Genomic DNA, 24308 nt, shown 5'->3' with positions numbered 1-24308 from the left:
TTATTTAGTTTTTTTAGCAAAACTATCTGCTATAGGTTTCGTACTAATACCGTGAATAAACACACTAAATAAAATTGTTGTCATGGCAATGGTCGCAATTTGAAATTTGTTTTCTATTTGTGTGTCTATTACCATTAAGGTAAAAACAATTGAGGCCAATCCTCTTGGCCCAAACCAAGCAAATGTAAAACGCTCTTTAATTGTTAGTGCTGTAAATTGCAATGACAGCATAACCGGTATTATTCTAATTAAAGTCGTACTTAATAATGCATACGTTATTATCGCTAAATTTAATTTAGGTAAAACTAAATAAGCACATACAAATCCAAACAAGCACCAGATCATTAAAGAAGTAAAGTCAGCAATATGCTCTGAGTCTTCTATCAACTCTTTGCTTATTTTAGTAGTGGCGTATTTATCAAATAATAAACCCGCAACAAACACCGCAATAAATCCACTGCCATGAAAATATTGCGTAATCGAAAACACCGCCATAGCAAAACCTAATAATAAAAAAGGACTCGTGTTTTGCGCAAAGTAATGGCGCTTCATTGCAAAATTTAAACACGGAATAAAAATAGCGGTACTTGTAAAGGCAATTAATAAGGCTAAACCAAGTTCTCTACCAAACACACTTAACGTTTGCGTTGCTGTAATTGCAGATTCAGGATTTTTTGCCAGTAATATAAATATTAAAAAAATAGGAACACATAAACCATCATTCAAACCACTTTCGGTATTTATTCCTTCACGAATTTTTTCAGGTACCCGCGTACTTGCCAATAACCCTTTACTCAACGCCGCATCGGTAGGCGTTAATATTATTGCAAGTAACGCCGCTTGAATAACAGATAAATCGGCAAACAAAAATAACCCAACGGCAATCCCAAGTAATAACGTTAAGGGGAGGGCGATAAATAACAGTAAACTCGGATACTGAAAGCTATGTCTTAAAACACTTAATTTTGACTTAGCCGCATCAGAAAATAAAAATATACTGAGTGTCAATTCTATAAAGGGCAGTAAAAAATCTATGCCGGTTTTTATTCTGCTACTTTCGTTAGGTAAAAGTGTGGCAAGCAATATCCCACCAATTACAAAAAACATTGGCCCCGTTACTTCGGTTTTTTCTAGTTGGCGAAATGTTAAGGAATAAACTAAAAATAAAACGCCAATAAATGAGATCACTAAGTATTCCATTAAATTTTCCTTTTAATTCCAGATTTAGCCCGCTCTTTTATATTTGTTTGAATATAAATTTGATCGGTTGTAGCAATTTTTGCATGGCCTAAGTCTTCAGATAAATGTTTTAAAGGGCGAGTTTGTGCGTCATGCGTTGCCCCCGTATGGCGTAACCAATGCGCAGTGGCCGCTTCTAATTGTTCCGCGTCATCTTTAAATCCATCATCAAGTAAAGATTGTTGCGCAATATCGAAACTTTGTTGTACTAAACGTCGAATTTGTCTTACGGTCATTCCACCCTGACCACGAATTTTATGAACTAGCGGGTCTGACTCATCAACGCGGGGCAGAGCAGGCAAGCCTCGATACAAGCGATAACGTTTTAAATACTCAAGAAAATCATCACTTAATGTTACATCGCGTAATTTATTTCCTTTGCCCATTATTCGTAAAAACCAAAAACCATCATTATCTTGCCAAAAATGAGACATAACAGGTGACCATTGTGGTCGCTCTGATAATTCTGAAATACGAAGGTAGAGTCCTTTTAAACAGGCGAGGGTAAATAAGTTTCTTTCATACTCTGGTTTTTTTTCGCATATATCTCGGGTAACGCCAAATACATATTCCCATTGAATATCGCTTAACGTATCGGGGATTTGTATTTGTGATTGCACAACCAAGTAGGGACTATTTTTTTTAACAACAGGTACAAAGTTAGCAAAGGTTTTTTCTTCTAAAATAGCGAATTTATAAAATACATTGAGGGCAGTAAACATGGCCGATAATGTTTGCTGACTCGCAATAGATTCTTTTAACATGAAAGGGCGCCAATTTTGATTTAACCGACGAATTCCTTGCTCATCTTTATAACGCCATTGAACAGATGTAGATGCCCATTTTTTATCCGGTTCAACCATAAAATCAACATAGGCTTCAATATCTTCACGCTTAAGTTCAAATACAGATTTTTCAGCTATAAGCCATGACCATAAATAAAAACGTTCCAACTCATTACGAAAACGACTATAAGTTGCCTCAGATTTTCGGCCATAAACATATAAAAACTGGTATAAAAAATTAAGATCAGCCTTTGATTCAGTTACAGTCAAGCTGACTTGCTGTATAAAAGAGGCTAGTTCTGGATATTCTGATGAGAGTGTATTATCTTCAAGATGAGCTATTTGATAACGTAATTGTTTTAATGTATCGACCAGAGCAACAAGCATAATAGTAAAATATATAAGAAAATAATAGACTTATAGGTTAACCTTAAAGTCCGATACTGTCTAGTATTGGACATAATGAATTTTTGATATTTATGCTAAACGCAGATTTATTAACCATATACCTTATTAAAGGAAAAATCATGAAAAAATTACTTCTGTTGAGCATGTTAGTTATTAGCGTTTTATTAACAGGTTGCGCTACTACAGGCAGTGCTTCCCCTGGAGAAAAACGTGCTTTAGTACAAAGTATGAAATCGAATACATTAACTGCTCTATACGAAAAAAAACCAGATGTTAAAACCCAAATCGCAAACTCTGCCGGTTATGCTGTATTTGATAATGCCAATGTAAACGTTATTTTAGCCAGTTTTGGTGGTGGGTACGGTGTAGTAAAAAATAACCTAACCGGAAAATCTACCTATATGAATATGGGTGAAGCTGGTTTAGGCTTAGGTTTAGGTGTTAAAGATTTCAATATTGTGATGGTTTTTCACGATCAAGCAGCGTTAAATAGATTTATTAAACATGGTTGGGCGTTCGGTGGTAATGCCGATGCTGCTGCAAAATACCAAGATAAAGGTGGTGCTTTAGTTGCCGAAGCTATTGCTGACCAAGTTACTGTTTACTCTTTAACCGAAAGTGGCCTTGCACTGCAAGCTGTTTTAAAAGGCACTAAATTTTGGGTCGATTCTGAGCTAAATTAAGACCTCAAAACCCTCTCATAAGTGGGCTAGTTTGTATGATTACGATTACGCCCACTTTAATTTAACACCCGCAATTTAACATAACGTAATTTATGGGCTGTAATAACTATACAATAAATAAGTATAAGATCCAGATGCCCTGTATTATACAGAGCATCTGGATCTTAATTATAACTTTTATTAACTAAGAATAGTGTAAAGTAACGCAGCTAAAGTACCACCTATAGTCGGACCTAACACTGGAATCCATGAATAACTCCAATTACTATCTATCTTACCTTTGATCGGTAACAAAGCATGTACAATTCTAGGCCCTAAATCTCTAGCTGGATTTATTGCATATCCTGTTGTACCACCCAATGAAAGCCCAATTCCCCACACAACAAAAGCAACTGGAATTGCACCTATAGAGCCCAAACCAATTTTAGTCCCAGTACCATTGTCGATTTCAGCCGCCGAAAAATAAAATACACAAATCAATAAAACAAAAGTACCTACAATTTCACTAATTATATTTCTAAATGTATTTGGTATTGCTGGTGCTGTACAAAAGACTGCTCGTTTTAATTCTGCATCATCTGTAGCATCAAAGTGATCTTTATATATTACATAAACTAAAAAAGCTCCAATCATTGCACCAATAAATTGTGCAGCAATGTAAGCAGGGACTTCAGTCCAAGAAAATTTTTCAGCTACTGCTAAGCTAAGTGTTACAGCTGGGTTTAGATGTGCTCCACTATAAGGGCCAGCGACAACCACACCAATAAATACAGCAAGACCCCAAGCTGTAGTAACAGCCATCCACCCTCCTCCTTCACCTATTGTTTTTTTTAAAATATTATTAGCAACTACACCGCCTCCAATTAAAATTAAGAGGGCCGTTCCTAATATTTCTGCTATAAATGGTGTCATTTTATATTCCTTGCTAAAAGCTAAAATTAAATCTACCTTAATGAACATGTCTTTCTATAAGCGAATACTATCTACACTATGAAACTATTTTTGTTTAAATGTTGTAATTCAAAGTGCTTGATATCCTTAAAAGCATCTATAATGGTCACTAATAAAACTATCCTATTGAGCTTAGAGTTTATGATTGCGAGTTTTAATAACTTTACTTACATCCATAAACTCTAATCAAACAAGTTTGGTATGAATTTATATTTAAAGGTAAATTAGTAACTTATCCTTCACTTTGTACTTTTTTAACTGATTTACACCAGCCATCATAAAGCTCATCACGTTTTGTTTTGGTCATGCCAGGTTCGAATCGTCTTTCACAATTCCAATTAGTTGCCAATGACTCAAGCGATGAGAATACACCAGCCCTAAGTCCTGCAAGATAAGCTACACCTAAAGCAGTCGTTTCACTAATAGTTGAACGGTCAACCTCTGCACCTAAAACGTCTGACAAAAACTGCATAAGCCATCCATTTATGACCATACCACCATCAACTCTAAGTACCTGAGGCCTAACGCCGTCTGATTCCATAGCCTTTTGAAGATCTTTAGTTTGAAAACAAACAGACTGTAATCCTGCTGTTACTATCTCTTTAATACCCGTATCTCTAGTTAATCCAAATATAGCCCCACGAGCATTTGGATCCCAATATGGTGCACCCAAACCAGTAAATGCAGGAACCATATATATTCCATGATCTAGGGAGGTATTGATAGCGAGTAATTCTGTTTCATCTGCTTTTTCAATTAACTGTAAGCCATCTCTAAGCCATTGAATTGCTGCGCCAGCTATAAAAATACTGCCCTCTAATGCATAGGTTGGTTTGCCATTCAAACGATAGGCGACAGTACTAAGAAGTCTATTTTTAGATTGAAGAACTTGATCACCTGTATTAACCATCATAAAGCACCCTGTTCCATAGGTACTTTTAGCCATACCTGCTTGAAAGCATGTTTGGCCAAACAGTGCTGACTGTTGATCACCTGCCATACCTAAAATAGGCACTTCGTAACCTAAATATTTTTCACTCGCCATACCAAAGTCATCTGATGAATCCATTACTTCTGGTAGCATATTTAATGGAACATCAAGTAATTCAAGTAGTTCGGTATCCCATTCTTGCGTATGAATATTAAATAGCATAGTTCTCGATGCATTAGTTGCATCTGTGCGATGTTCTTTTTCGCCTGTCAACTTCCATAACAAATAAGTATCGACCGTACCAAAAATTAAATCACCATTTTCTGCTTTTTCACGAGCGCCTGGACAACTTTCTAAAATCCAATTTATTTTAGTCGCAGAAAAATACGGATCGATTAATAACCCCGTTTTTTGCATAATTAGTTCTTCTTTTCCTGCAAGCCTTAAACTATCGCATAGTTCTGTTGTACGCCTATCTTGCCAGACTATCGCATTATAAATGGGTTCACCGGTTACTTTATCCCAAACGATTGTAGTTTCGCGTTGATTAGTAATACCAATAGCAATAACTTTATCATGCTCAGGATCTAGGTTCTTCATAACAGCATTAATGGTATGAAGAACAGACTCCCATATGTCCTCAGGCTTATGCTCAACATAACCATCTTTTGGAAAATGTTGTTCAAATTCTTGTTGTTCTATATATGCAACTTTGCCATTTAAATCGAATAAAACACTGCGAGAGCTAGTCGTACCTTGATCAATTGAAAGGATATAATTATTCATTATTTTTTACACTTTAACATTCGGTTATTTTCGTTTTTGTACTATTACATGAATTAAATGTAACATACAACAAATATCAAACTTTTATATACAATTATTTAATGAAATAATTTCTATAAAATTCTCATTTACTTCTTTTTCACTTATAATAGTTTTACTAATTAAAATTAAAATTATGCTAAATAAAAATGACCCAAGATCAGAGACACGAATCTATATTAAAACTATTAAAAGAAAGAGATTCCATTTCTATTGAAGAATTAGTTGAGCACTATAAAGTCACTCCACAGACGATAAGACGCGACCTTACCCATCTTGCAAAGTTAAACAAATTAAGGCGTCATCATGGAGGCGCTAGTGTAGTCTCAAGCATTCAAAATATGGCGTATCAAACTAGAAAAATCATGGATTTAGAAGCTAAACAAAAAATAGCGCAACATTTAGTTAGTATGATACCAAATGGTTCTTCTTTATTTATAAATATAGGAACAACGACTGAGACTATAGCTAAAGCACTTCTATCGCATGAAAACCTTAAAGTTGTAACTAACAATTTAAATGTTGCTGCTATATTAGGCGTTAAAAAGGATTTTTCAGTTCTTATAGCAGGAGGAGAAGTTAGACATAGAGATGGTGGTATTATTGGTGAAACAACTGAAGATTTTATCAATCAGTTTCGTATGGACTTCGGCATTATCGGCATAAGTGGGATAGAAGAAAATGGTTCTCTACTTGATTTCGATTATCGTGAAGTTCGTGTTGCTCAAGCAATCATCAAAAATTCACGTAAAGTTTTACTCGCCGCTGATAATTCAAAATTTGGTAGGTGCGCTATGGTTCGTTTAGGTAACATTAGTCAAGCAGATGACTTTATTACTGATGCTAAACCACCTAAGAGTATTCTAACCTTACTTTCCGAACATGACGTTAAGCTTCATATAGCACGATAGTAGTCAATCTAAACCATCTAATACATACAGAACAATTCAAATAATTTCAAGTAGATACCATGAATTTCGTTGTTAATGTACTTAATAATTAAATAATAAATTGGTTAAATTAATATATAACTTTGTAATTCCCTCCTCTATTTCACTCCTGTATACCAGAATTTATTTTCTTTTATGTACTTTAATGTTTGCAAATCTTCGCAAATAAGTGATACTTTTAAAAATGAACATAAAAGCAAATTAAAACCATGTATTACTCTTTAGTATTAATGTTATCGATAAGGCACCAATGAAAAACCTATATACACAATTAGAGCAGGATAACGTTCCAAAAACACTCACACTGCTGATCCAAAGCATAGTTGGTGCATGCACAGAAATAGCTACTCGTATTAATCATGGTGCATTATCTGATGTGCTTGGCTCATTGCCTGATCACAATGTACAAGGAGAGGTACAAAAGAAGTTAGATGTTATCGCTAATAATATTTTGATTGAATCTCTAAAAAAGAATAAGCAGGTTAGAGCTGTCGCATCTGAAGAAGTAGAAGACATTATATTATGTAATAGTTTTGGCAAATACCTTATTTGTTTCGACCCATTAGATGGTTCATCTAATACTGATGTAAATGGTTCATTAGGTACTATTTTTTCTATATCTTCAGCTTCTCCTGCCCAAACAGAAGTTAGTGAAGAAGACTTTTTTTCTACAGGAAGATCAATTATCGCTGCAGGCTATGTTCTATATGGCCCATCGCTTATGCTTGCCTTATCAACAGGTTCAGGAACACATATTTATACATTAGATCCCTCAAATAATAACTTTATGCTCACACATCCTAATTTAAACATTCCAGAAGATACGAATGAATTTTCATTTAATTTATCAAACCAATTTAAGTGGCCTGAAAATGTACAAAAATATATTGTTGATTTACAGCTTGGTACCGATGGTATCCGAAAGAAAAACTTTAATATGAGATGGTTGGGAGCCATGGTAGGTGATATGCATAGAATTCTATGTAAGGGAGGTATATTTGGGTACCCTGAAGAAAAAAACTTTAAATACGGTAAATTAAGATTACTTTATGAAGCAAACCCAATTGCATTTTTAGTAGAGCAAGCAAATGGTTTAGCAAGTAATGGGACTACTTCTATTTTAGACACTGTGCCTTCAAGTATACATCAACGGATCCCTGTATTTATTGGTTCTAAGAATGAAGTTCTACTTATAGAAAAGTATGCTTTAGGAAAATAAAAAACATACATTATTACTTTAAGAGTGACATCTGTATTTATATAGAAATTGTATCTAACTTTACTTTTGTTAAGAAACATATCTGCTTTCAATTATTTAAAGGTTAAAATCATGTCAATAAGACTTAACATGCTAGAAAAAATAAAAAATAGTCAAGGCTTTATAGCTGCACTAGATCAAAGTGGTGGGAGTTCACCAAAAGCTTTAGAGCAGTATGGTATCTCATCTAGTGAGATTTCATCTGATGAGGAGATGTTTAAATATATACATTCTATGCGAGCACGAATAATTTCAAGTAGTCCATTTAATTCACAAAAAATATTGGGCGCAATTCTATTTAAAGATACTTTAAATCGTTACATTGAAAATATTCCAACAGCTGAATATTTGTGGAAACATAAAGAAATTGTACCATTTTTAAAAATAGATGAAGGTTTAATGCCTGAATCTGACGGTGTACAGTTAATGAAACCCATTAAAAACCTTGGTTCAATACTAACGGTTGATACTAATTTTGTTTTTGGCACAAAAATGCGGTCTGTTATAAAACAAGCTAGTCGTATTGGTATCCAAAATGTTGTTAAACAGCAATTTGAAATTGCAAAAGAGGTAATAAATTCAGGGCTAATGCCTATTATTGAGCCTGAAGTTGATATTTATTGCGAAGAAAAGCAATCTGCAGAACTCATGTTGCATGATGTAATTATTGAAGAGCTGAATAACCTTGAAGATGGACAGCAAGTAATATTAAAACTCACGTTACCTGAAGTGCCTAATTTATATAAAGATCTTGCAACACACCCAAAAGTTTTAAAATTAGTTGCTCTATCTGGTGGTTACTCTATTACACAAGCCAATGAAAAGCTAAAAAGAAATACTGGTATTATTGCTAGTTTTTCAAGAGCATTATTGATTGGCCTACATCATGACATGTCTGATAAAAAGTTTGATGAAAAATTAAATAATTCTATAGAAGCCATTTATGAAGCTTCAATATATAAATTATAAGTAATCCAACTTTCATAAGCATAAAAACTTTATACGTAATCTTTTATAGCTCTAGCTTGTACGAAAATAACCTAACCAAGTAGATATAAAAGGCTAGTAATTAATAATAGGTAATCCAAAAAATGAGCCAACTGAGAAAGAATAATATAAAAAAACTTCCTCAAGATATATTCGATGTATTGATAATTGGAGGGGGTATTAATGGTGCAGTATCAGCTGCAGCATTAGCTGCAAAAGGCGCCAAAGTTGCATTAATCGATAAAGGAGATTTCGCTGGTTTCACTAGTTCAAACTCATCTAACTTGGCCTGGGGCGGCATAAAGTATTTAGAAAGCCATGAATATAACTTGGTAAATAAACTATGTAAAAGTAGAAACCATTTAATGCGCAGCTACCCATCGACAGTTAAAGAAATTCGTTTTTTTACCAGTATTCAAAAAGGCTTTAGATTCCCAGCTTTCTTTGTCTATTTAGGAACAATCGTCTATTGGTTTATGGGCCGATTTTTTACACAATCGCCTCGCTACCTTAATGCAAAAAAAATTAAATCATTAGAGCCAGTCGTCAACACTACAAATGTAGAAGCCGGTTTTGAGTATTCAGACAGCTTTTTATTAGACAACGATGCCCGGTTTGTTTTTAACTTTATTCGCTCTAGTATGAGCCATGGCTGTATCGGTGCTAACTATGTAAGTGCACAAGGCTCAAACCGTACAGATGATATTTGGACAACAAATGCAATGGACGAAATAACGAAAGAACAATTTTCGATACGTTCTAAAGTAATTATAAACGCCGCAGGCCCTTTTGTTGATCCTATTAATATTACTAACAGTCAAACTACAGCACATCACCATTTATTTTCAAAAGGTATTCACCTTATTGTTGATAAAATTACTAGCAGTAATAAAGTACTTACATTTTTTGCTGACGATGGCAGACTATTCTTCGTGATCCCTATGGGACCTAAAACTTGTATTGGTACAACTGATACACAAGTTGAAAGCCCACATTCGCATGTTACTGATGAAGATAGAAAGTTTGTGTTAGATAATGCGAACAAGTTACTAGAACTGGATAAACAGCTCACAAAAGACGATATAATAGCTGAACGATGTGGTGTAAGGCCATTAGCAATTAAAAAAGATGGTAATGGTAAGGCTGACTGGGTGCAATTATCGCGCAAACACGCAATCGACACTAACTATGAGAAAAAATACCTTTCTATATTTGGTGGGAAATTAACTGATTGTATCAATGTCGGTGATGAAGTTGCTGAGTTAATCAAAAAGCTTGGTATTAACCTTCCTTACGAGGATTACAAATGGTACGGCGAGCCTGACGATACTGTCAAAAATGAATTTATGCATCGTGCTAAGCTAATGAATTTAGACGGCTTAACTCCCAAAACATCTACTGAAGTACTCAGCAAACGCTTTTGGAGACGTTACGGAAGAAATGCAATTAACATGTTAGAAAAAATTCGAGAAGTTCCTGAAAAAGCTGAGCTTCTAATTAAAAATTCAGAGTATTTACGTGTTGAAATTGAACATGCTGCCGAACGAGAAATGGTAACTAAACTAAGTGATTTTTTACGTCGCCGCTCTAAAATATCACTGGTTGTACGTAAAGAAGATATCCTCTCTGATCCGGGGCTACAAGAGGTATGTCATATTCTATTTGGTGAAGAAAATGCGCAAGCCAGGCTTCAAGAATATATAGAGGAAATATCCCAATAACCCATCGATTCCGTGATTTTATTTAAATACACAGCAATCAAAACCAACCATAGGGCTAATTTTCATCACTATATAATCGCGATGTAAACTAGCCCTTTTATATAACAATAAATGCTTCATTGCATCAGCAAAATTGGCAATTTATTCAATTGGTATTATTTTAAAATTATTATATAACTTCTCATCAAACGCCTCTGCTAATCTTTCTGTTTCACTAAATACTGTATTCCAATATTTAATGCGTGTGTCGGCATCTAGATCGGTAAAATCATTTCTATCTGGAATTTTTCCGTAAGGTAAGCCTGCTATAAATTCTTTTGATGGCGTGATCATCACCACGTTATCGTAATTAAGTGGTGATACTTTACGTTTTAAATTTTTATCAAACCACCCTGCTTTTGGGTCGCTATTAAAGTGCGGATATAAAATGAGTCCTGGGTTATTAATTTTTAAATCAAAGTGGTAATCAATAATGCCACCATCGCGATAAATACCCGCGGGTGTTCCGGCAATATTTTTAATGCCTTGCATAACTAAAGGTATTGAACCCGATGCAAGTAATGCCTCTTTTAAATTATTTTGGGTAAGCGCTATTTTTTGTGTTTTAAAATTATAGCTGTCGGTAATTGATAAGTCGCTTGTTGCTGGGCCAAATATAAAACGCTCATATTGCGATCCTAAATATTTTCGGTTTACTCGATTAAGCATATAACTTTTTGATAAACCCATAAGCTGTAATAATTTATTTTCACTGGCTATAAATCCATTCGATTTTGCCACTATAAAATGTGCTTTAAATACGGGGTTATTTATAATTTCAGCCACGCCGTTATCACCAAACACATCTTCAAGCAGTGCGCGGGCTTTAGTGGTAATTTCAGCTGGTGTTGGTTTATTACTAGAGTATCTGGTTTGCGAATACGATGTTGCTAAGCGCTCAATTGCTGCAACCGGATCATTTTGCGCAAAACACGCTGAGCGAAATGCCCCGGCCGATGAGCCAATTAAGTTAAGCGGTTGTTTATGGTTTTTAAAAAACTCACCAAATATATATTTGTCTAAACCAAACAAGGTAAACCATTTTGGCCCGCCGCTGGCACCTAAAAATGAGCTGAATAATTCGGGTTTAAGCCCCTGTTCGTTTATTATTTTTGCAGCAGTTTTACCTGCGTAAATGTTGATCATCTAAAAATTTAGCCTATAAAATCTGTGGTTAATTGTGCTGCTTATTTCTATTTAATGGCATATACTTGTTAATTACTTTGTATATAACCAGGCTAAAAATAGAATAGTTATGCAAAAATAAAAACGGTTTTATGCTGCCATAAAACCGTTTATTAATGCTAAAAGTGACTTAATATACGTTAACTAGTCCCAAATGCCGGTTTCGCATTTACCCTGTACTTTTACATCATTTACTTTAAATTCGGGCTCTAAGCCTTTTTCGCGTTGTGTATGATAATCGCGAGTAACCGCTAATATTGTTGGGGTTAGCAATATAATAGCGATAACGTTAACCACTGTCATTAAACCTAAAGCAATATCGGCTAAATCCCATACTTGCTTTAATGTGGCCGACGCGCCCCACAACATCATTGATAAATAAAGCAAAGTATAAATACCACGGCCCATTTTGTTATCGAGTTTAAATAAGTGCAAGTTACTTTCTGCGTAAGCATAGTTGGCTACTACAGACGTAAAGGCAAACAAGGTAATAGCGGCTGCTACAAAGTACACACCCCCTTGTGCTAAATGTGCGGTCATGGCGCTTTGCGTTAAACGTATACCTTCCATTTCGCCGCTTATGTCTATGTCGGCAAGTAAAATAATAACCGCAGTACAGCTACACAATACTATGGTGTCGAAAAACACCCCTAACATTTGAATGTAGCCCTGTGTTACCGGATGATTAGGCAGTGGGCTTGCACTGGCTGAAGCATGTGGCACACTGCCCGCGCCCGCTTCGTTTGAATAAAGGCCACGTTGAATACCATTTTTTATTGCTGCGCCCATCGCGCCTGCACCTGCTTCTTGCAGCCCAAATGCTGATAAAAATATATCTTTAAGCATAGCAGGCACTTGGGTGAAGTTTATTAAGGTAATAATAACTGCAACAAGCACAAACACTATGCCCATTACCGGTACTACGCGCTCAGCAAAGCGGGCGATTGCTTTAAAACCACCCACAATAATAGAGCCGGCTAACACAGTGATCACTAATCCAGAGTAAAAGGTTGGAATTTCGAAGGCAAAATTAAGTGCATCGGTAATGGTGTTGGTTTGCATGGCGCTAAAGGTAAAGCCGTAACCTAAAAATAAGCACAGTGCAAACACAATAGCAAAGGCTCGATTACCTAACCCTTGTTGAATATAATACGCAGGGCCGCCTCTAAACTCTCCTTGGCTGTCGCGCACTTTATATACTTGACCTAATACACTTTCGGCAAAGCCTGTGGCCATGCCTAATATGGCAATAACCCACATCCAAAAAATGGCACCACTGCCACCCAATGATATAGCAACGGCAACACCTGCTAAGTTACCCGTGCCTACCCGCGCACATAAACCAGTACACAGCGCTTGAAATGATGATATGTCGCCTTTTTTACATTTGCTGCTGCCTTTTAGTAAACTAAACATATGTTTAAATTTAAGTATTTGAATGGCTTTTAAACGCACCGAAAACCAAATACCAGCAAAAAGTAAAATGTAAATGAGTACTTGGCCTTCGCCCCATAAAAGGCTATTTACACTTTTGATCAGCGTGTCGAACATCAGGCTTCCTTTTTATTATTATTTGCCACGGTATTAATTTAGCGACGTGAGTGTTTAAGTTTAGTAGAGACTTAGCTACTTTATAATAAAGCCAATTAGATGTGAATTATTTTTCTTTATTAATGAATAAAAATTCACCCAGCAAACTGACTTATATTGCAGTGTAATTGCTGATGTAAAAAGAATGTTTTAGAAAGGAATTAGTCGCGTGCTTTAATAACCGTTAGCGCATTATTTTCGAGGTAAAAAACCGAATATTTCTCACGGCTAAATGACTGCCATGAGAACACAGTAAATGCTGATTTATTATCTTGCTGATAATAAACACACAGCTACGCTATGTAGCTGTGTTTATAATCATCCTGATCTGGGTGATGGTTTTTTAAGTAGTTATGGCCTGCTGCTAAACCAAGTTTATAGTCAAATCGTAAGTCATCATTTGAGCTGCCTAATAACTTACTATACAACTTTTGATTTGCAAAAATTTGGATTATTTCTACATCTTTTGGTGGGTTAGCAATAAATGCTAACTCATCTTCGTAGGCTTGCTCATGTTGTAATAAGTAGTCTATTGTTTTTGGGCAATAGCCAGATACTTCAACAAATGATTTTAATTTACTTATCCATGCTGATTGAGCCTGAAAGGCTTCATCAACGGTGCGTATAACCACAATTTTGCGTGCGCCACGATTATAGGCTTCGCGTACAGGAAGCGGTGCGGCAAGGCCACCGTCTAAGTAAAAATCAGACTCTGACTGTATCTCGGTCTTACCTAATTCATTTGCGGCTAATGCATTTAACCACGGCGTCAATTTTACACCTTGCTTATATAAAAATGGCAGTGCACTTGACGCTTTTAATAGCTCTCGCCATTGTTGGCCTTCCCCTGTTGGGGATAAAAAATAAGGTTTGCGATCACGGGCATTGGTTGCAGTAATTAATAGCTCACGGTCGCCTAAACTGGCTTTTGCAGTTTTAAAATCAAGCGCTCTGTTTACTTCGGTGGTTTTATCAAAGTACCAATCTAGGTCAACAATATGTTTACCCATTAAGCCGCGACCTAACTGAAAAAAACGTTTATGACGGGAAAGCCCTCTGATCAAGCGTTTTGCGTAGCCTTTTTGACGCGCCAAATAGCTTGTTAAGTTTTGAGAACCTGCAGATGTGCCAATAAATAAGTCAAATGGATCATACTCTTGCTCTAACCAGGCATCGAGTACACCCGCGGTAAATATCCCTCGTTGTCCGCCACCTTCTGCTATCAGCGCTACTTTTGGCTGCACTGAGTTGTTGCCTGAATGGGGTGTCGTACTATTTTGAGATTTCACGCTTTACCTTCCTATTTATTTAGCTGAATTGTGTTGCATACCCTTATAATAATCGTTCAATATTCATAATTAAAATTGATTGTTTAAATCAGTTCTATTGAAAAAATAGAACAAGCTTTTTCATTGCCACTTTTTAAATAATGTAAAATGGCCCCGACGTAATCAACTTTAATCTGTTTAATAGCATAACAAGCGTTGAGTGTACGCTTGCTTAACCAATTGCTTATCCATGTTTTATTTGCATTAAAATTTCAAGCGCTTTATGGCGCTTTTCATTATCAAATAAGTCGTTGGTGAATATAAGCTCATCAACCCCTAATTGATTTACAATCATTTCTAGCTTGTGTTTAATACTGGCTGGCCCACCGGTAACACTTAACCCTAAAAAGCTCTCAACATGAGCGCGCTCTTGTTCGCTCCACAAACCTTCCATTGTTTCTACTGGGGGTTTTAACCACAGCTCGTCGCCTCTAATTAACGATAACACTCGCTGTTTGGATGTAGTTGATAAGTACTGTGCTTCTTCATCTGTATCTGCAGCCACTAAAGGTAATGCCAACATGACATAAGGCTTAGCTAATACATTTGATGGTTTAAATTCTCGTTTATACAAGGCTATTGCATCATGCACAAAACGCGGTGCAAAGTGCCCCGCAAATACATAGGGTAATCCTTTTTGTGCAGCTAACTGCGCACTAAATAAACTTGAACCTAAAAGCCAAATGGGAACATTGGTGTTTTCACCAGGTATTGCTCGCACGCGCTTAGTTCCCTCATAAGGGCCCAATAATGTTTGTAACTCGCTCACTTCATTAGGAAAGTTTTCAGCACGACTGATATCGTTATTTAATGCACGACTTGTCACAGGATCGCTACCTGGAGCGCGCCCTAACCCTAAATCAATTCGACCTGGGTATAAACTTTCTAAGGTGCCAAATTGCTCCGCAACAACTAAAGGAGCATGATTAGGCAACATAATTCCACCCGACCCTACGCGTATTTTTTTAGTGTTTCCGGCTATATGCCCCACCAAAATTGAAGTAGCCGCACAAACAATCCCAGGCATATTATGATGCTCGGCTAACCAAAAACGATTAAAACCGAGTTCCTCAGCTTTTTGTGCATAGGCTGTACTTTTATTTAAGGTGTCACTCACAGTGGCGCCTTTAGGCATTGGCGCCAGTTCTAATAACGAAAAAGGAATAGTTGGTAACAAAGTAGTACCTCCAAATAAAATAGCGATTTATAGCGCTAGCCATAAATAATGAGTCTATGCTAAGAGATGGGTGTGTATGACAGTCAATTCAAGGCGCCTTGCCTTTTAAAAGCTAAATAGCGATGTGATTGAACAACAATTAAGTTAGCTATTTTTAGCAGCAGTGTGTTGGCGCTTTAGTTTATAAGCTTCTGAATCGAGCCCTTTTTTCCAATAGCCCGATGCAACAATTTGACTGCGCGGTATAGCTAATTCATCAGTTAATATGGTTTTTGCTTTACGGACTAATCCGGCTTCAAGTGCCATAAATACAATAGGTTGTTGCTCACTAAGTGGTAGCGATTTTAATGCGTTTATCATATCTGTATCGGGGTTATTTGTTATTAACCAAGTTACATCACGCGAGGAGTCTAAGCTAATCACATCATCTTTTGTTGGTGCATGAATAATCGCGTCAATTTTTGCGTTTATAGGCAATTGTTGCACGTAGCCTTTAATTGCATTAACCGAAGTTAAATCGCCAAGTAATAGATAATATGAATGATCATAGTTATCCAACTTTTTAGGGCCTGGCCCTGCTATACCCACTTCATCGCCTACTTTTGCTTCTTTAGCCCAATTAGTGGCTGGACCTTGGTGCATATTTATCACAAAGTCGAGGGTAAGTGCACCAGTGTGCTCATCAACATGTCTTATAGTGTATGAACGCATACACGTAGTTTTAATATTAAAGTCAACGAGGCCATTTTGTGGAATAAGCACCTTAACGTAGTTACCAATGTATTGGGCACTCAGGTCGTTAAACTCATCTGAGCCAACAATAATGCGTTGTAGATGTGGGGTTATTTGCTTTGTGCTTAATACGGTTGCTTTGCGTACTTTTTTACCCATATAAATTTACCTCATTAAAAAAGATGAATTGCACAACGCCCCATTGGTTGATAAAATCAACTATAACAATTTAATTGACTTTGTCAACTATAATGGAGTTATTATGAACTCATCAGTGGCTAATACATTATTTGCTTTAATGCAAAATTATCGCGTTACCATACGCGAAGCCATTAATGCAGGTGAGCTTGGGTTAAACGCGATGCATGTGCGTTGCCTGCATATTATTGCAGCGACACCTCAGTGCACTGCTAACGATATTGTGAATCAAACCCAACGCGACAAAGCCCAAATAGCACGGTTAGTGAAAGAACTGCTCGCGCTAAACTTAATTCATAAAAATGCCAGTAAGCATGACAAGCGTTGTTTTATTCTGTCGTTTACCGCACAAGGGTGCACGCTTTACGACAAATTATTAAACGCTGAGCAGCATGTAAATGCGCAAATGTGTAAAAACTTAAACCCACAGCAAATCAATGACTTCTTAGATACAGCTCAGCAAATGATCAAAAATATGGATTGATCGCAGATCCATTACTTGGCATAACTTATATAAAACGCATATACTGTACACTTATACAGTATATGCGTTTTAGGTTGTGTTATGTTTGTTATTCCCATTTATATAGAGGCCGGTGTATGCGGATTTGAGTCACCTGCAGCACAATATACAGAGCTTGGCGTTTCACTTGATGAGTTATTAATAAAGCATCCTGATGCCACGTTTATTGGGATAGCGTCTGGGTGCTCTATGCAAGAAATTGGTATTTTTGAGGGCGACTTACTGTTGGTTGACCGTGCAGAAATACCAAAAGATGGCGATGTTATTGTGGCTAACTTAAATGGTTTATTTGTATGTAAGCTGCTTGATAAGACCAATGCACGCTTGCTATCAGCCTCTTCTGCTTATAAGCCGGTGCAATTGACTGAGTCAGATGAGTTTCAGCTTGAAGGTGTGGTAACTCGCTCTATTAGGCTGCATCGCCAAAGCCCTGAGTTACTTTCATGTATGCCTTAGTTGATGCCGTTGCTTTTTACGCCAGTGCCGAAAAAGTATTTGATCCGGCTATTCGCTCAAAGCCTGTGGTAGTGCTTACCAATAATGACGGCTGTGTGTGTGCGGTCTGCCCAATTGCGCGTAAGCTTAATATTCCTAAATTTGGCCCTTACTTTAAAGTTAAGCAGTTACTAGAACAAAACAATGTGGTTGTACGCTCTAGTAACTATGAACTATACGCTAATTTAAGCGACCGGATGATGAGTGTAATTGGCCGCTTTTGTGACACCCAGCATGTTTACAGTATCGATGAATCGTTTTTACACTTTAATGGTTATCAACCTTTAATTAACGATTGGCAAGCATATGGGCAACTAATTAGGCGTACTGTATGGCGCGAAACCAAACTCCCTGTTGGGGTTGGCTTTGGGCCAACACCGACCTTAGCCAAAGCCGCTAACCATGCAGCTAAAAAACTAACTGGCTTTAATGGTGTTGCAGTGATTGACGATGAAGTAAGTCGCCGCACTATTTTGCAACGAATGCACTGCCAAGATGTTTGGGGGGTGGGCAAACGTTTAGCTAAAAAGCTGGCTCTCATGGACATTCATACCGCGTGGCAACTGGCTGAGCAAAGCCCAAAAACAATTCGCCGCCAATTTAGTGTGGTGCTTGAGCGCACAATTAACGAGCTCAACGGCATTACCTGTTTAAACTGGGATGATGTACGCCAAGATAAACAAGCTATTTTTTCAACTCGTAGTTTTGGTCAGCGACTTTGCGACCCCGATGCAGTTAAAACCGCCCTAATAAATCATGCTAGTGTAGTTGCACAAAAATTAAGAGCACAACAGTCGCTCACTCATCGTATTTATATTTTTGCTGCCAGCTCATCACATGAACACGCCTTTTATAAAAAGTCAGTTATGTATCAATTTGATCCGCCCACTAACGATACTCGCGTTATGGCCAATGCGGTATCAAAGAGTTTTGAGCAAATATATCAACCGGGAATTCGATTTTATAAATGTGGTGTGGGCGCATTAGAGCTCAGCCCGCAGCAGTTTCAACAACATCATTTATTTGATAAGCAAACCGATAACCCGCAGTTAATGGGCTGCTTAGATGCGATAAATCATAGATACGGTAAAGGAATGCTTAGCGTGGCGAGCAGCCAATTAAATGATCATTGGCATATGAACAGGGCTTTTTTATCGCCGCAATACACGACTCGTTGGCGTGATATTCCAAAAATACAGTGTTAGTCGGCAACTTTAATAAATTCACATTCTACACTCGGATTGTCCAATGTGTATTTAAGCGTATTGCTGGTTAAAAAAGTAATGCTTTGTTTAATCGTTCCTTCATGGATAGGATTATCACAGCGGCTCATGCGTAAGCTATTTTCTAGGCCATCTGTTTTATATTTTAGCGAGCTGGTAATAAAACAATAATTTGGTTTTTCAATGGTACGAGTACCATTGTGTAAGGAGTTAAACAAAATCTCTTTGCCTAAGCTAAAACCTTGCTCAGGATCTTCAGGGTTATTAAATTGTAATCGGCTATTAGTACATAACCCAGAATTACTGGAGGTCACTTCGTAATTACCCAGCTTAGTTTGTAACAGCGGAATAAAGCGAGTTTTATTACTTGGGCCTGCTACTGCATAGCAGCTAAAAAGGCTTATGCTAAGTAAAACCAGTGTGAAAAATTTCATTATAGGCTCTATCCTCGTGTATCAAATATGATCAAGCACTGTGACTATGCTTAGCTATTTCTAACTATAACAGAGATTTACTATAAAAGATGTGAAGTCGTTATACCATAAACACGTCTTTAAACTGTATTTAAAAATACGTAGCTCACAGCAAATACGATTACATTTTAAAACAGTTCAGTTAGTGAAATAAGAGGATGTGAAGGATAGCGCAAGCTGTATCAAAACCTAAGCAACATAAAATGCATTACCCCTAACCCAAAGTAATGCATTAATAGTCAAAAGTGAGCGATTACTGCCAATACTTAGCAAATAATTGCGGGTAATTTTGTTTTAAAAACTTAGGTTTGTCTTTAAAGCGCTTACCTTTAGGTTGTTCAAGCCCTGAGGGGATAAAGGGTAACTCATCGTCATTACGTTCTTCATATAACAAACCTGCAATTAGGTCATACTCATCTAAATACGGGTAAGGTTGCTCGTTTAAAAAATAAAGTGGTGTGCACTGTGCAAGGCTATCGGGGTTTTCTAACGCTGCTTTAAATACCGCTTCACCCCGAGAAATTAGCCAACAACGAAATTCAGAAAAACCATATTCATCATTACAACCAGCTATTACAAACGCCGCACCAAATAAATCCCAAGTATAACTTTGGCGCATACAAATACTAAACTGTTTATCAAATTCAATAAGCTGCTCGTCGGATAAATCACTCAATGCAGCCTTAAGGGATTGGCATACAGACTCAGGCTCTGCGGTTCTGTCGTTTACAGTTACCAATCGCCAAAAATCAGTTAAGGTTAAATCGCTCATGCAATGATCTCTTTTACCCGACCTACTTGACCATCTTCTAACTGTACTTTAATACCGTGCGGATGATTAGGTGACTTAGTTAATAAACGCGACACAATACCATTGGTTAAAGTACCACTGCGTTGATCTTGTTTAAGCACAATATTAACCTCAGTGCCGGGTGTTATTTGTGAACGTGTTGGAACAGCCATATATAATCTCTTTTGCTATTTTTGGGGATTATAGCCTGCTTAATAAAATCACTCCATATTAAAGCTTTTAAAGGCCCTATAAAGCATAATTCAAGCTAATGTGAAGAATAAACAAAACCCATCGTACACATTATGGCTGCTTAGAAAATGAAATGGCATTGGCTTTAATATGTATGTTCAAGCTGGCTAACGCATTACAAATAAGCTGCTCAATGTAATAAAACTGATTTTTTTGTTTAGCCTGCTCTAGTGCAATATCATCGATAAAATAACAACTTACTTTAAACTTAGAAGGTAAATTGTTTAAGTCTGCTGAATGGGTAAGAAAGCTAAAGTCCTCCACAGTATCTTTTATTTGCTCACAAGCGAGCGTTAATTGCTGACGAATACGTTTATCTAGCTGCTTTTGGGTTTTGGTCATCGTTTATTGCTGCTCGCGAGCTTGTTGTTCTTTAAATTCTTTGTAACTGTCTTGCTGCTGTTTAACACACTCATGGTATTCCTTATCTGCCATGTGGCTGCATTCACCCAACCGCGCTGATTGAATTTCATGGTAGCGGCTATCGCTGCTACATCCCGCTAACACCAATAATGCGGATAACGAAAATAGATATTTTAACTTATTATTTAACATTCAAAATTCCTACTATTTTAACGGGAAAACTACTGATTTTCGTTATTTTTGCTGTATATTGCACTGGTTTTGTATTTATAACCGTTAAGGGCACGTTATGATGTTGTCGCAGTTACAAGAGCTGTTCCAGCGTATCGATAAAAGTAAACTATTTCAATCATTTGTTATTGCAGTTATTGTTGTTTCTGCATTGACCGTGGGCGCACATACCTATTCATTACACCCTACTGCTGAGCTATTTCTACATTGGATGGATATAGGCATCACAGTGTTTTTCTTGATCGAATTGGTTATTCGCTATATTGCCAGCAAAGGTATCAAGGACTTTTTCTCCAAAGGTTGGAACATTTTTGACTTCATTATCGTGATCGGAAGTTTATACCCCGCGGCAGGCTCTACTATTTTTATTGCTCGACTACTACGCATTTTCCGCGTACTACGTTTAGTGTCTATGATCCCAGAGCTGCGCTTATTAGTGAACTCACTAATAAAAGCCATCCCGCAAATGGGCTATATCGCGCTGCTAATGTTTGTGATTTTTTATATTTATGCTGCCACAGGTAGCATGTTGTTTGCTGAAATAAACCCAGTACTGTGGGGCGATGTCTCTATTTCTATGCTTACTTTGTTTAGAATCGCCACCTTCGAAGATTGGACCGACGTGATGTACGAAACCATGGCGGTATACAAATTAAGTTGGATTTTTTACCTAACCTTTATCTTTTTAACTGCATTTGTGTTTTTAAATATGATGGTTGGCGCTATTTTAGAAGTGATGAGTGAAGAGCATCGCAATGCACGAGAAGAGCAAGCCGATATAGACTCACTCCCTGCCACCCAAGGCCAAGTAAACGAATTAAAAGCACAACTAGCAGAATTAAAAGAACTACTTAAAAATAAGTAGCAGGGATAAAAAGGGCATGCATTTGCTTGCCCTTACACTTTAAATTTACCCACCAACCCCGTTAAAATTGACGAAAGACGATTCATTTCGTTGCCGTTTTCACTGGTGGTCACGGCAATATCACTCACCTCATCAGCCGCATTTTTAATTTCAGTAACATTGCGGTTTATATCTTCAGCTACATGTTGTTGCTCTTCAGCAGCGGTGGCTATTTGGGTATTTAAATCGCTAATATGAACGATAGATGCCGTGATCTCACTAAATTGTTGCTGCGCCGAATGCGCAAGCTCTACGGTTTTATTAGTGGTTTCTATACTGCGTTGCATATCTTTAGAAACTTTAGATGACATAGTGCGTAGTTTATCAAGCTGTGAAGCCACTTCTTCGGTTGACTCAGCGGTTCGTTGCGATAACGCGCGTACTTCGTCGGCCACCACAGCAAAGCCGCGTCCGTGCTCACCGGCACGTGCAGCTTCTATTGCAGCATTTAAGGCCAATAAGTTAGTTTGTTCTGAAATACCGCGAATAACACTGAGTATCGACATAATGTTTTCGCTTTCAGTATCTAGCTGAGTAATATCTGCTGAGGCATTGTTTATTACATCACATAGCTGAACCACACTTTCCACAGTTTGTGTAATAACCGATTGCCCCAAGTCTGATGCTTGCTGTGTTTGAACAGCCAAATCCGCTGCATTTGCACAACTGCTAGACACTTCGTTCGCGGTGGCAGCCATTTTATTAATAGCCGTAGCTGCCATCTCTAAAGCTTGTTGCTGTTGGCTGGTGGAGCTTGTTAATTGTGCCGCTTGCGATGAGGTTTGTGATGAGGTTTTACTTACATTTTGCGCGCACTCATTAATTTGAGTTACCAGCTCGCTGATCAAGTTTAAAAATAAATTAAAGCTATTAGCCAGTTTAGCGGTTTCATCTTTGGTTTTTATTGTTAAGCGTTGGGTTAAATCACCGCCACCTTGCGATATTTCAGTTAAGCCATCACTCACTTCAACAATAGGGGCTGATATTAATTTAGAAATATAACTCGCTATAGCAACAAATACAGCAATTAATATCGCACTAATAACCAATATGGTATAGGCCATAGTATTCGCCGTGCTCATCACTTCGGCTTTTTCTACTACCCCAATAAACTTCCAACCTAAGGTAGCAGAGGTATGAATATTAGCCATATATTGTTTACCATCTATCTCTACATCAAACAGCCCTTGGGTATTTTTAGCTAAGTCGGCGTATTTTCCCCCCTCAAGATCTGCTAAGTTTTTAAATCGGTAATCTGGGTGTTTAACATCCACCAGCACACTGCCACTATCTTCAATCAACATTAAATAACCGGTTTCGCCTAATTTAATATCGGCAATAATATCGGTAAGCCCGCCTAATGATACATCCATTCCTTGGGCGCCAATTAATTGCCCGTTATCAATAATCGCTTTAACCGTAGATACAATAACTAAATCATCAGCGGCCCAATAATAGGCATTAGTTCGCGTTGTTTTACCATTAGCCGCTTTTGCTGCCATATACCAGGGGCGCTCGCGCGGATCATAATTGGCGTTTACTTTCCCCATGGGCCATTGAATATACCCCCCTTGTTCGTTTCCCATGTAAATATAAGCAAGTCCTGGGTGTGTTTGGCCAAAATGGTCAAACAAGCTATATGCAGCTTGCTCTGTTGGGCTTTGATTAGGATGGTTAAGCATCACTGAGTTGGAAGCATCCATATGGGTTTTAACATTGGTGCGTGCGTTTTTAATGGTGGTGTGGGATGCTAAATAATCAACATTTTTGGCAATTTCGGCAAAAAACATCGTAATAGCGTTGTCTACTTGGCGCGCTTCTCGCTCACTCAATTGAGAAAAATTATCGAGTGCTTGCTCCCTCGTTTGCGATATAACAATAGCAGCAATTACAAACAAAGGCAGTGCGATAGCTGATGCAAAAGACAGCTTTAATTTTTTTGATATATTCATGTAGTTACATCCCAAGAAGCTAGATAAAATATAGTCTTGGAATATGTATTGAGCAAGAAATTAGCAATTATTTAAACATCACTCATTTAATCTTCAACCAATGACAGTTAAGCGC

Annotated in this window: 24 protein-coding genes; 9 read left to right on the top strand and 15 right to left on the bottom strand. The window is 37.3% G+C overall.

From position 1 onward, the window contains the following. Together ND6B_RS11920 and ND6B_RS11925 are read right to left on the bottom strand one after the other, a co-directional pair. Entirely contained in the window at window positions 1-1200 is a 1200-nt protein-coding gene (locus ND6B_RS11920) for a cation:proton antiporter (RefSeq protein ID WP_028834605.1), read from the bottom strand. Then, the gene (locus tag ND6B_RS11925) at window positions 1200-2411 is read right to left on the bottom strand and encodes a tyrosine-type recombinase/integrase (protein WP_024602476.1); all 1212 of its coding nucleotides are present in this window, start codon (window positions 2409-2411) and stop codon (window positions 1200-1202) included. The genes ND6B_RS11920 and ND6B_RS11925 overlap by 1 nt, the downstream gene beginning before the upstream one ends. A gap of 140 nt (window positions 2412-2551) precedes the next feature. Here ND6B_RS11925 and ND6B_RS11930 point away from each other — a divergent pair, with 140 nt between their 5' ends. Beyond that, on the top strand, window positions 2552-3115 hold the full coding sequence (locus ND6B_RS11930) for a YSC84-related protein (protein WP_008108715.1): 564 nt from the start codon (window positions 2552-2554) through the stop codon (window positions 3113-3115). Between the two features lie 180 nt (window positions 3116-3295). On the opposite strand, the gene ND6B_RS11935 is transcribed toward ND6B_RS11930, so the two are convergent. Together ND6B_RS11935 and glpK are read right to left on the bottom strand one after the other, a co-directional pair. Continuing rightward, window positions 3296-4075 carry an MIP/aquaporin family protein gene (locus ND6B_RS11935; protein WP_011330175.1) on the bottom strand — a complete coding sequence of 260 codons (780 nt, stop codon included), beginning with the start codon at window positions 4073-4075 and terminating at the stop codon, window positions 3296-3298. A gap of 223 nt (window positions 4076-4298) precedes the next feature. Further along, window positions 4299-5783, bottom strand: a complete 1485-nt coding sequence (gene glpK / locus ND6B_RS11940; RefSeq protein WP_008466872.1) for a glycerol kinase GlpK — start codon at window positions 5781-5783, stop codon at window positions 4299-4301. A 188-nt stretch (window positions 5784-5971) separates the two neighbouring features. Here glpK and ND6B_RS11945 point away from each other — a divergent pair, with 188 nt between their 5' ends. From ND6B_RS11945 to ND6B_RS11960, 4 genes are all read left to right on the top strand, one after another. Continuing rightward, entirely contained in the window at window positions 5972-6733 is a 762-nt protein-coding gene (locus tag ND6B_RS11945) for a DeoR/GlpR family transcriptional regulator (RefSeq protein WP_011330173.1), read from the top strand. A 289-nt stretch (window positions 6734-7022) separates the two neighbouring features. Continuing rightward, on the top strand, window positions 7023-7991 hold the full coding sequence (locus tag ND6B_RS11950) for a class 1 fructose-bisphosphatase (protein ID WP_033103173.1): 969 nt from the start codon (window positions 7023-7025) through the stop codon (window positions 7989-7991). Window positions 7992-8102: 111 nt separating this feature from the next. Further along, window positions 8103-8999, top strand: a complete 897-nt coding sequence (locus ND6B_RS11955) for a fructose bisphosphate aldolase (RefSeq protein WP_008468085.1) — start codon at window positions 8103-8105, stop codon at window positions 8997-8999. A gap of 122 nt (window positions 9000-9121) precedes the next feature. Continuing rightward, window positions 9122-10738 (top strand): glycerol-3-phosphate dehydrogenase/oxidase, encoded by a 1617-nt coding sequence (locus tag ND6B_RS11960; RefSeq protein ID WP_008468086.1) that lies wholly within the window; start codon window positions 9122-9124, stop codon window positions 10736-10738. A gap of 141 nt (window positions 10739-10879) precedes the next feature. Here ND6B_RS11960 and ND6B_RS11965 read toward each other — a convergent pair whose 3' ends face one another. The 5 genes from ND6B_RS11965 to ND6B_RS11985 form a co-directional block, all read right to left on the bottom strand. Next, on the bottom strand, window positions 10880-11923 hold the full coding sequence (locus tag ND6B_RS11965; RefSeq protein ID WP_008468087.1) for a patatin-like phospholipase family protein: 1044 nt from the start codon (window positions 11921-11923) through the stop codon (window positions 10880-10882). 183 nt (window positions 11924-12106) lie between these two features. Further along, entirely contained in the window at window positions 12107-13513 is a 1407-nt protein-coding gene (locus ND6B_RS11970) for an alanine/glycine:cation symporter family protein (protein WP_033103172.1), read from the bottom strand. Window positions 13514-13845: 332 nt separating this feature from the next. Beyond that, a complete protein-coding gene (locus ND6B_RS11975; protein WP_008468089.1) occupies window positions 13846-14841 on the bottom strand; it encodes a patatin-like phospholipase family protein in 996 nt (331 codons plus the stop codon). Window positions 14842-15064: 223 nt separating this feature from the next. Further along, the gene (locus ND6B_RS11980) at window positions 15065-16057 is read right to left on the bottom strand and encodes an LLM class flavin-dependent oxidoreductase (protein ID WP_033103171.1); all 993 of its coding nucleotides are present in this window, start codon (window positions 16055-16057) and stop codon (window positions 15065-15067) included. A gap of 144 nt (window positions 16058-16201) precedes the next feature. After that, complete coding sequence (locus tag ND6B_RS11985; protein ID WP_033103170.1) at window positions 16202-16948, bottom strand: siderophore-interacting protein; 747 nt, start codon at window positions 16946-16948, stop codon at window positions 16202-16204. A 103-nt stretch (window positions 16949-17051) separates the two neighbouring features. On the opposite strand from ND6B_RS11985, the gene ND6B_RS11990 reads away from it, so the two are divergent. From ND6B_RS11990 to ND6B_RS12000, 3 genes are all read left to right on the top strand, one after another. Then, complete coding sequence (locus ND6B_RS11990; RefSeq protein ID WP_033103169.1) at window positions 17052-17471, top strand: MarR family winged helix-turn-helix transcriptional regulator; 420 nt, start codon at window positions 17052-17054, stop codon at window positions 17469-17471. A gap of 81 nt (window positions 17472-17552) precedes the next feature. Then, a complete protein-coding gene (locus tag ND6B_RS11995; protein ID WP_013463339.1) occupies window positions 17553-17966 on the top strand; it encodes a LexA family protein in 414 nt (137 codons plus the stop codon). Next, complete coding sequence (locus ND6B_RS12000) at window positions 17954-19210, top strand: Y-family DNA polymerase (protein WP_033103168.1); 1257 nt, start codon at window positions 17954-17956, stop codon at window positions 19208-19210. The genes ND6B_RS11995 and ND6B_RS12000 overlap by 13 nt, the downstream gene beginning before the upstream one ends. Here ND6B_RS12000 and ND6B_RS12005 read toward each other — a convergent pair. The 5 genes from ND6B_RS12005 to ND6B_RS12025 all read right to left on the bottom strand — a co-directional run bounded on the left by ND6B_RS12005 (window position 19207) and on the right by ND6B_RS12025 (window position 21298). Beyond that, on the bottom strand, window positions 19207-19662 hold the full coding sequence (locus ND6B_RS12005) for a hypothetical protein (protein WP_033103167.1): 456 nt from the start codon (window positions 19660-19662) through the stop codon (window positions 19207-19209). The two genes, ND6B_RS12000 and ND6B_RS12005, sit on opposite strands and share 4 nt — an antisense overlap. A gap of 292 nt (window positions 19663-19954) precedes the next feature. Then, entirely contained in the window at window positions 19955-20473 is a 519-nt protein-coding gene (locus tag ND6B_RS12010) for a DUF4240 domain-containing protein (protein WP_013463337.1), read from the bottom strand. Further along, window positions 20470-20664, bottom strand: a complete 195-nt coding sequence (locus tag ND6B_RS12015) for a YwbE family protein (protein WP_008468098.1) — start codon at window positions 20662-20664, stop codon at window positions 20470-20472. The genes ND6B_RS12010 and ND6B_RS12015 overlap by 4 nt, the downstream gene beginning before the upstream one ends. A gap of 130 nt (window positions 20665-20794) precedes the next feature. Continuing rightward, complete coding sequence (locus ND6B_RS12020; protein WP_033103166.1) at window positions 20795-21085, bottom strand: hypothetical protein; 291 nt, start codon at window positions 21083-21085, stop codon at window positions 20795-20797. A gap of 3 nt (window positions 21086-21088) precedes the next feature. Then, window positions 21089-21298, bottom strand: a complete 210-nt coding sequence (locus ND6B_RS12025; protein WP_008468100.1) for a hypothetical protein — start codon at window positions 21296-21298, stop codon at window positions 21089-21091. Window positions 21299-21398: 100 nt separating this feature from the next. Between ND6B_RS12025 and ND6B_RS12030 the strand changes: the two genes are divergently transcribed. Further along, entirely contained in the window at window positions 21399-22202 is an 804-nt protein-coding gene (locus tag ND6B_RS12030; RefSeq protein ID WP_200882079.1) for an ion transporter, read from the top strand. Window positions 22203-22234: 32 nt separating this feature from the next. Here the strand turns inward: ND6B_RS12030 and ND6B_RS12035 are convergent, their stop codons facing one another. Beyond that, complete coding sequence (locus tag ND6B_RS12035) at window positions 22235-24193, bottom strand: methyl-accepting chemotaxis protein (protein ID WP_033103164.1); 1959 nt, start codon at window positions 24191-24193, stop codon at window positions 22235-22237. Between the last annotated feature and the right edge of the window lie 115 nt (window positions 24194-24308).

It is taken from the genome of Pseudoalteromonas sp. ND6B (genome assembly GCF_000764215.1).
Lineage (GTDB): Bacteria > Pseudomonadota > Gammaproteobacteria > Enterobacterales > Alteromonadaceae > Pseudoalteromonas > Pseudoalteromonas tetraodonis.
The sequence above is the reverse complement of the archived record's forward strand: the minus strand, read 5'-3'. Positions and strand labels throughout refer to the sequence as shown.

Coding starts and splice junctions, on each gene's coding strand:
- ND6B_RS11920 (WP_028834605.1), bottom strand. CDS start 1,200: ATGGAATACTTAGTGATCTCATTTATTGGCGTTTTATTTTTAGTTTAT.
- ND6B_RS11925 (WP_024602476.1), bottom strand. CDS start 2,411: ATGCTTGTTGCTCTGGTCGATACATTAAAACAATTACGTTATCAAATA.
- ND6B_RS11930 (WP_008108715.1), top strand. CDS start 2,552: ATGAAAAAATTACTTCTGTTGAGCATGTTAGTTATTAGCGTTTTATTA.
- ND6B_RS11935 (WP_011330175.1), bottom strand. CDS start 4,075: ATGTTCATTAAGGTAGATTTAATTTTAGCTTTTAGCAAGGAATATAAA.
- glpK (WP_008466872.1), bottom strand. CDS start 5,783: ATGAATAATTATATCCTTTCAATTGATCAAGGTACGACTAGCTCTCGC.
- ND6B_RS11945 (WP_011330173.1), top strand. CDS start 5,972: ATGACCCAAGATCAGAGACACGAATCTATATTAAAACTATTAAAAGAA.
- ND6B_RS11950 (WP_033103173.1), top strand. CDS start 7,023: ATGAAAAACCTATATACACAATTAGAGCAGGATAACGTTCCAAAAACA.
- ND6B_RS11955 (WP_008468085.1), top strand. CDS start 8,103: ATGTCAATAAGACTTAACATGCTAGAAAAAATAAAAAATAGTCAAGGC.
- ND6B_RS11960 (WP_008468086.1), top strand. CDS start 9,122: ATGAGCCAACTGAGAAAGAATAATATAAAAAAACTTCCTCAAGATATA.
- ND6B_RS11965 (WP_008468087.1), bottom strand. CDS start 11,923: ATGATCAACATTTACGCAGGTAAAACTGCTGCAAAAATAATAAACGAA.
- ND6B_RS11970 (WP_033103172.1), bottom strand. CDS start 13,513: ATGTTCGACACGCTGATCAAAAGTGTAAATAGCCTTTTATGGGGCGAA.
- ND6B_RS11985 (WP_033103170.1), bottom strand. CDS start 16,948: ATGGGTAAAAAAGTACGCAAAGCAACCGTATTAAGCACAAAGCAAATA.
- ND6B_RS11990 (WP_033103169.1), top strand. CDS start 17,052: ATGAACTCATCAGTGGCTAATACATTATTTGCTTTAATGCAAAATTAT.
- ND6B_RS11995 (WP_013463339.1), top strand. CDS start 17,553: ATGTTTGTTATTCCCATTTATATAGAGGCCGGTGTATGCGGATTTGAG.
- ND6B_RS12000 (WP_033103168.1), top strand. CDS start 17,954: ATGTATGCCTTAGTTGATGCCGTTGCTTTTTACGCCAGTGCCGAAAAA.
- ND6B_RS12005 (WP_033103167.1), bottom strand. CDS start 19,662: ATGAAATTTTTCACACTGGTTTTACTTAGCATAAGCCTTTTTAGCTGC.
- ND6B_RS12010 (WP_013463337.1), bottom strand. CDS start 20,473: ATGAGCGATTTAACCTTAACTGATTTTTGGCGATTGGTAACTGTAAAC.
- ND6B_RS12015 (WP_008468098.1), bottom strand. CDS start 20,664: ATGGCTGTTCCAACACGTTCACAAATAACACCCGGCACTGAGGTTAAT.
- ND6B_RS12020 (WP_033103166.1), bottom strand. CDS start 21,085: ATGACCAAAACCCAAAAGCAGCTAGATAAACGTATTCGTCAGCAATTA.
- ND6B_RS12025 (WP_008468100.1), bottom strand. CDS start 21,298: ATGTTAAATAATAAGTTAAAATATCTATTTTCGTTATCCGCATTATTG.
- ND6B_RS12030 (WP_200882079.1), top strand. CDS start 21,399: ATGTTGTCGCAGTTACAAGAGCTGTTCCAGCGTATCGATAAAAGTAAA.
- ND6B_RS12035 (WP_033103164.1), bottom strand. CDS start 24,193: ATGAATATATCAAAAAAATTAAAGCTGTCTTTTGCATCAGCTATCGCA.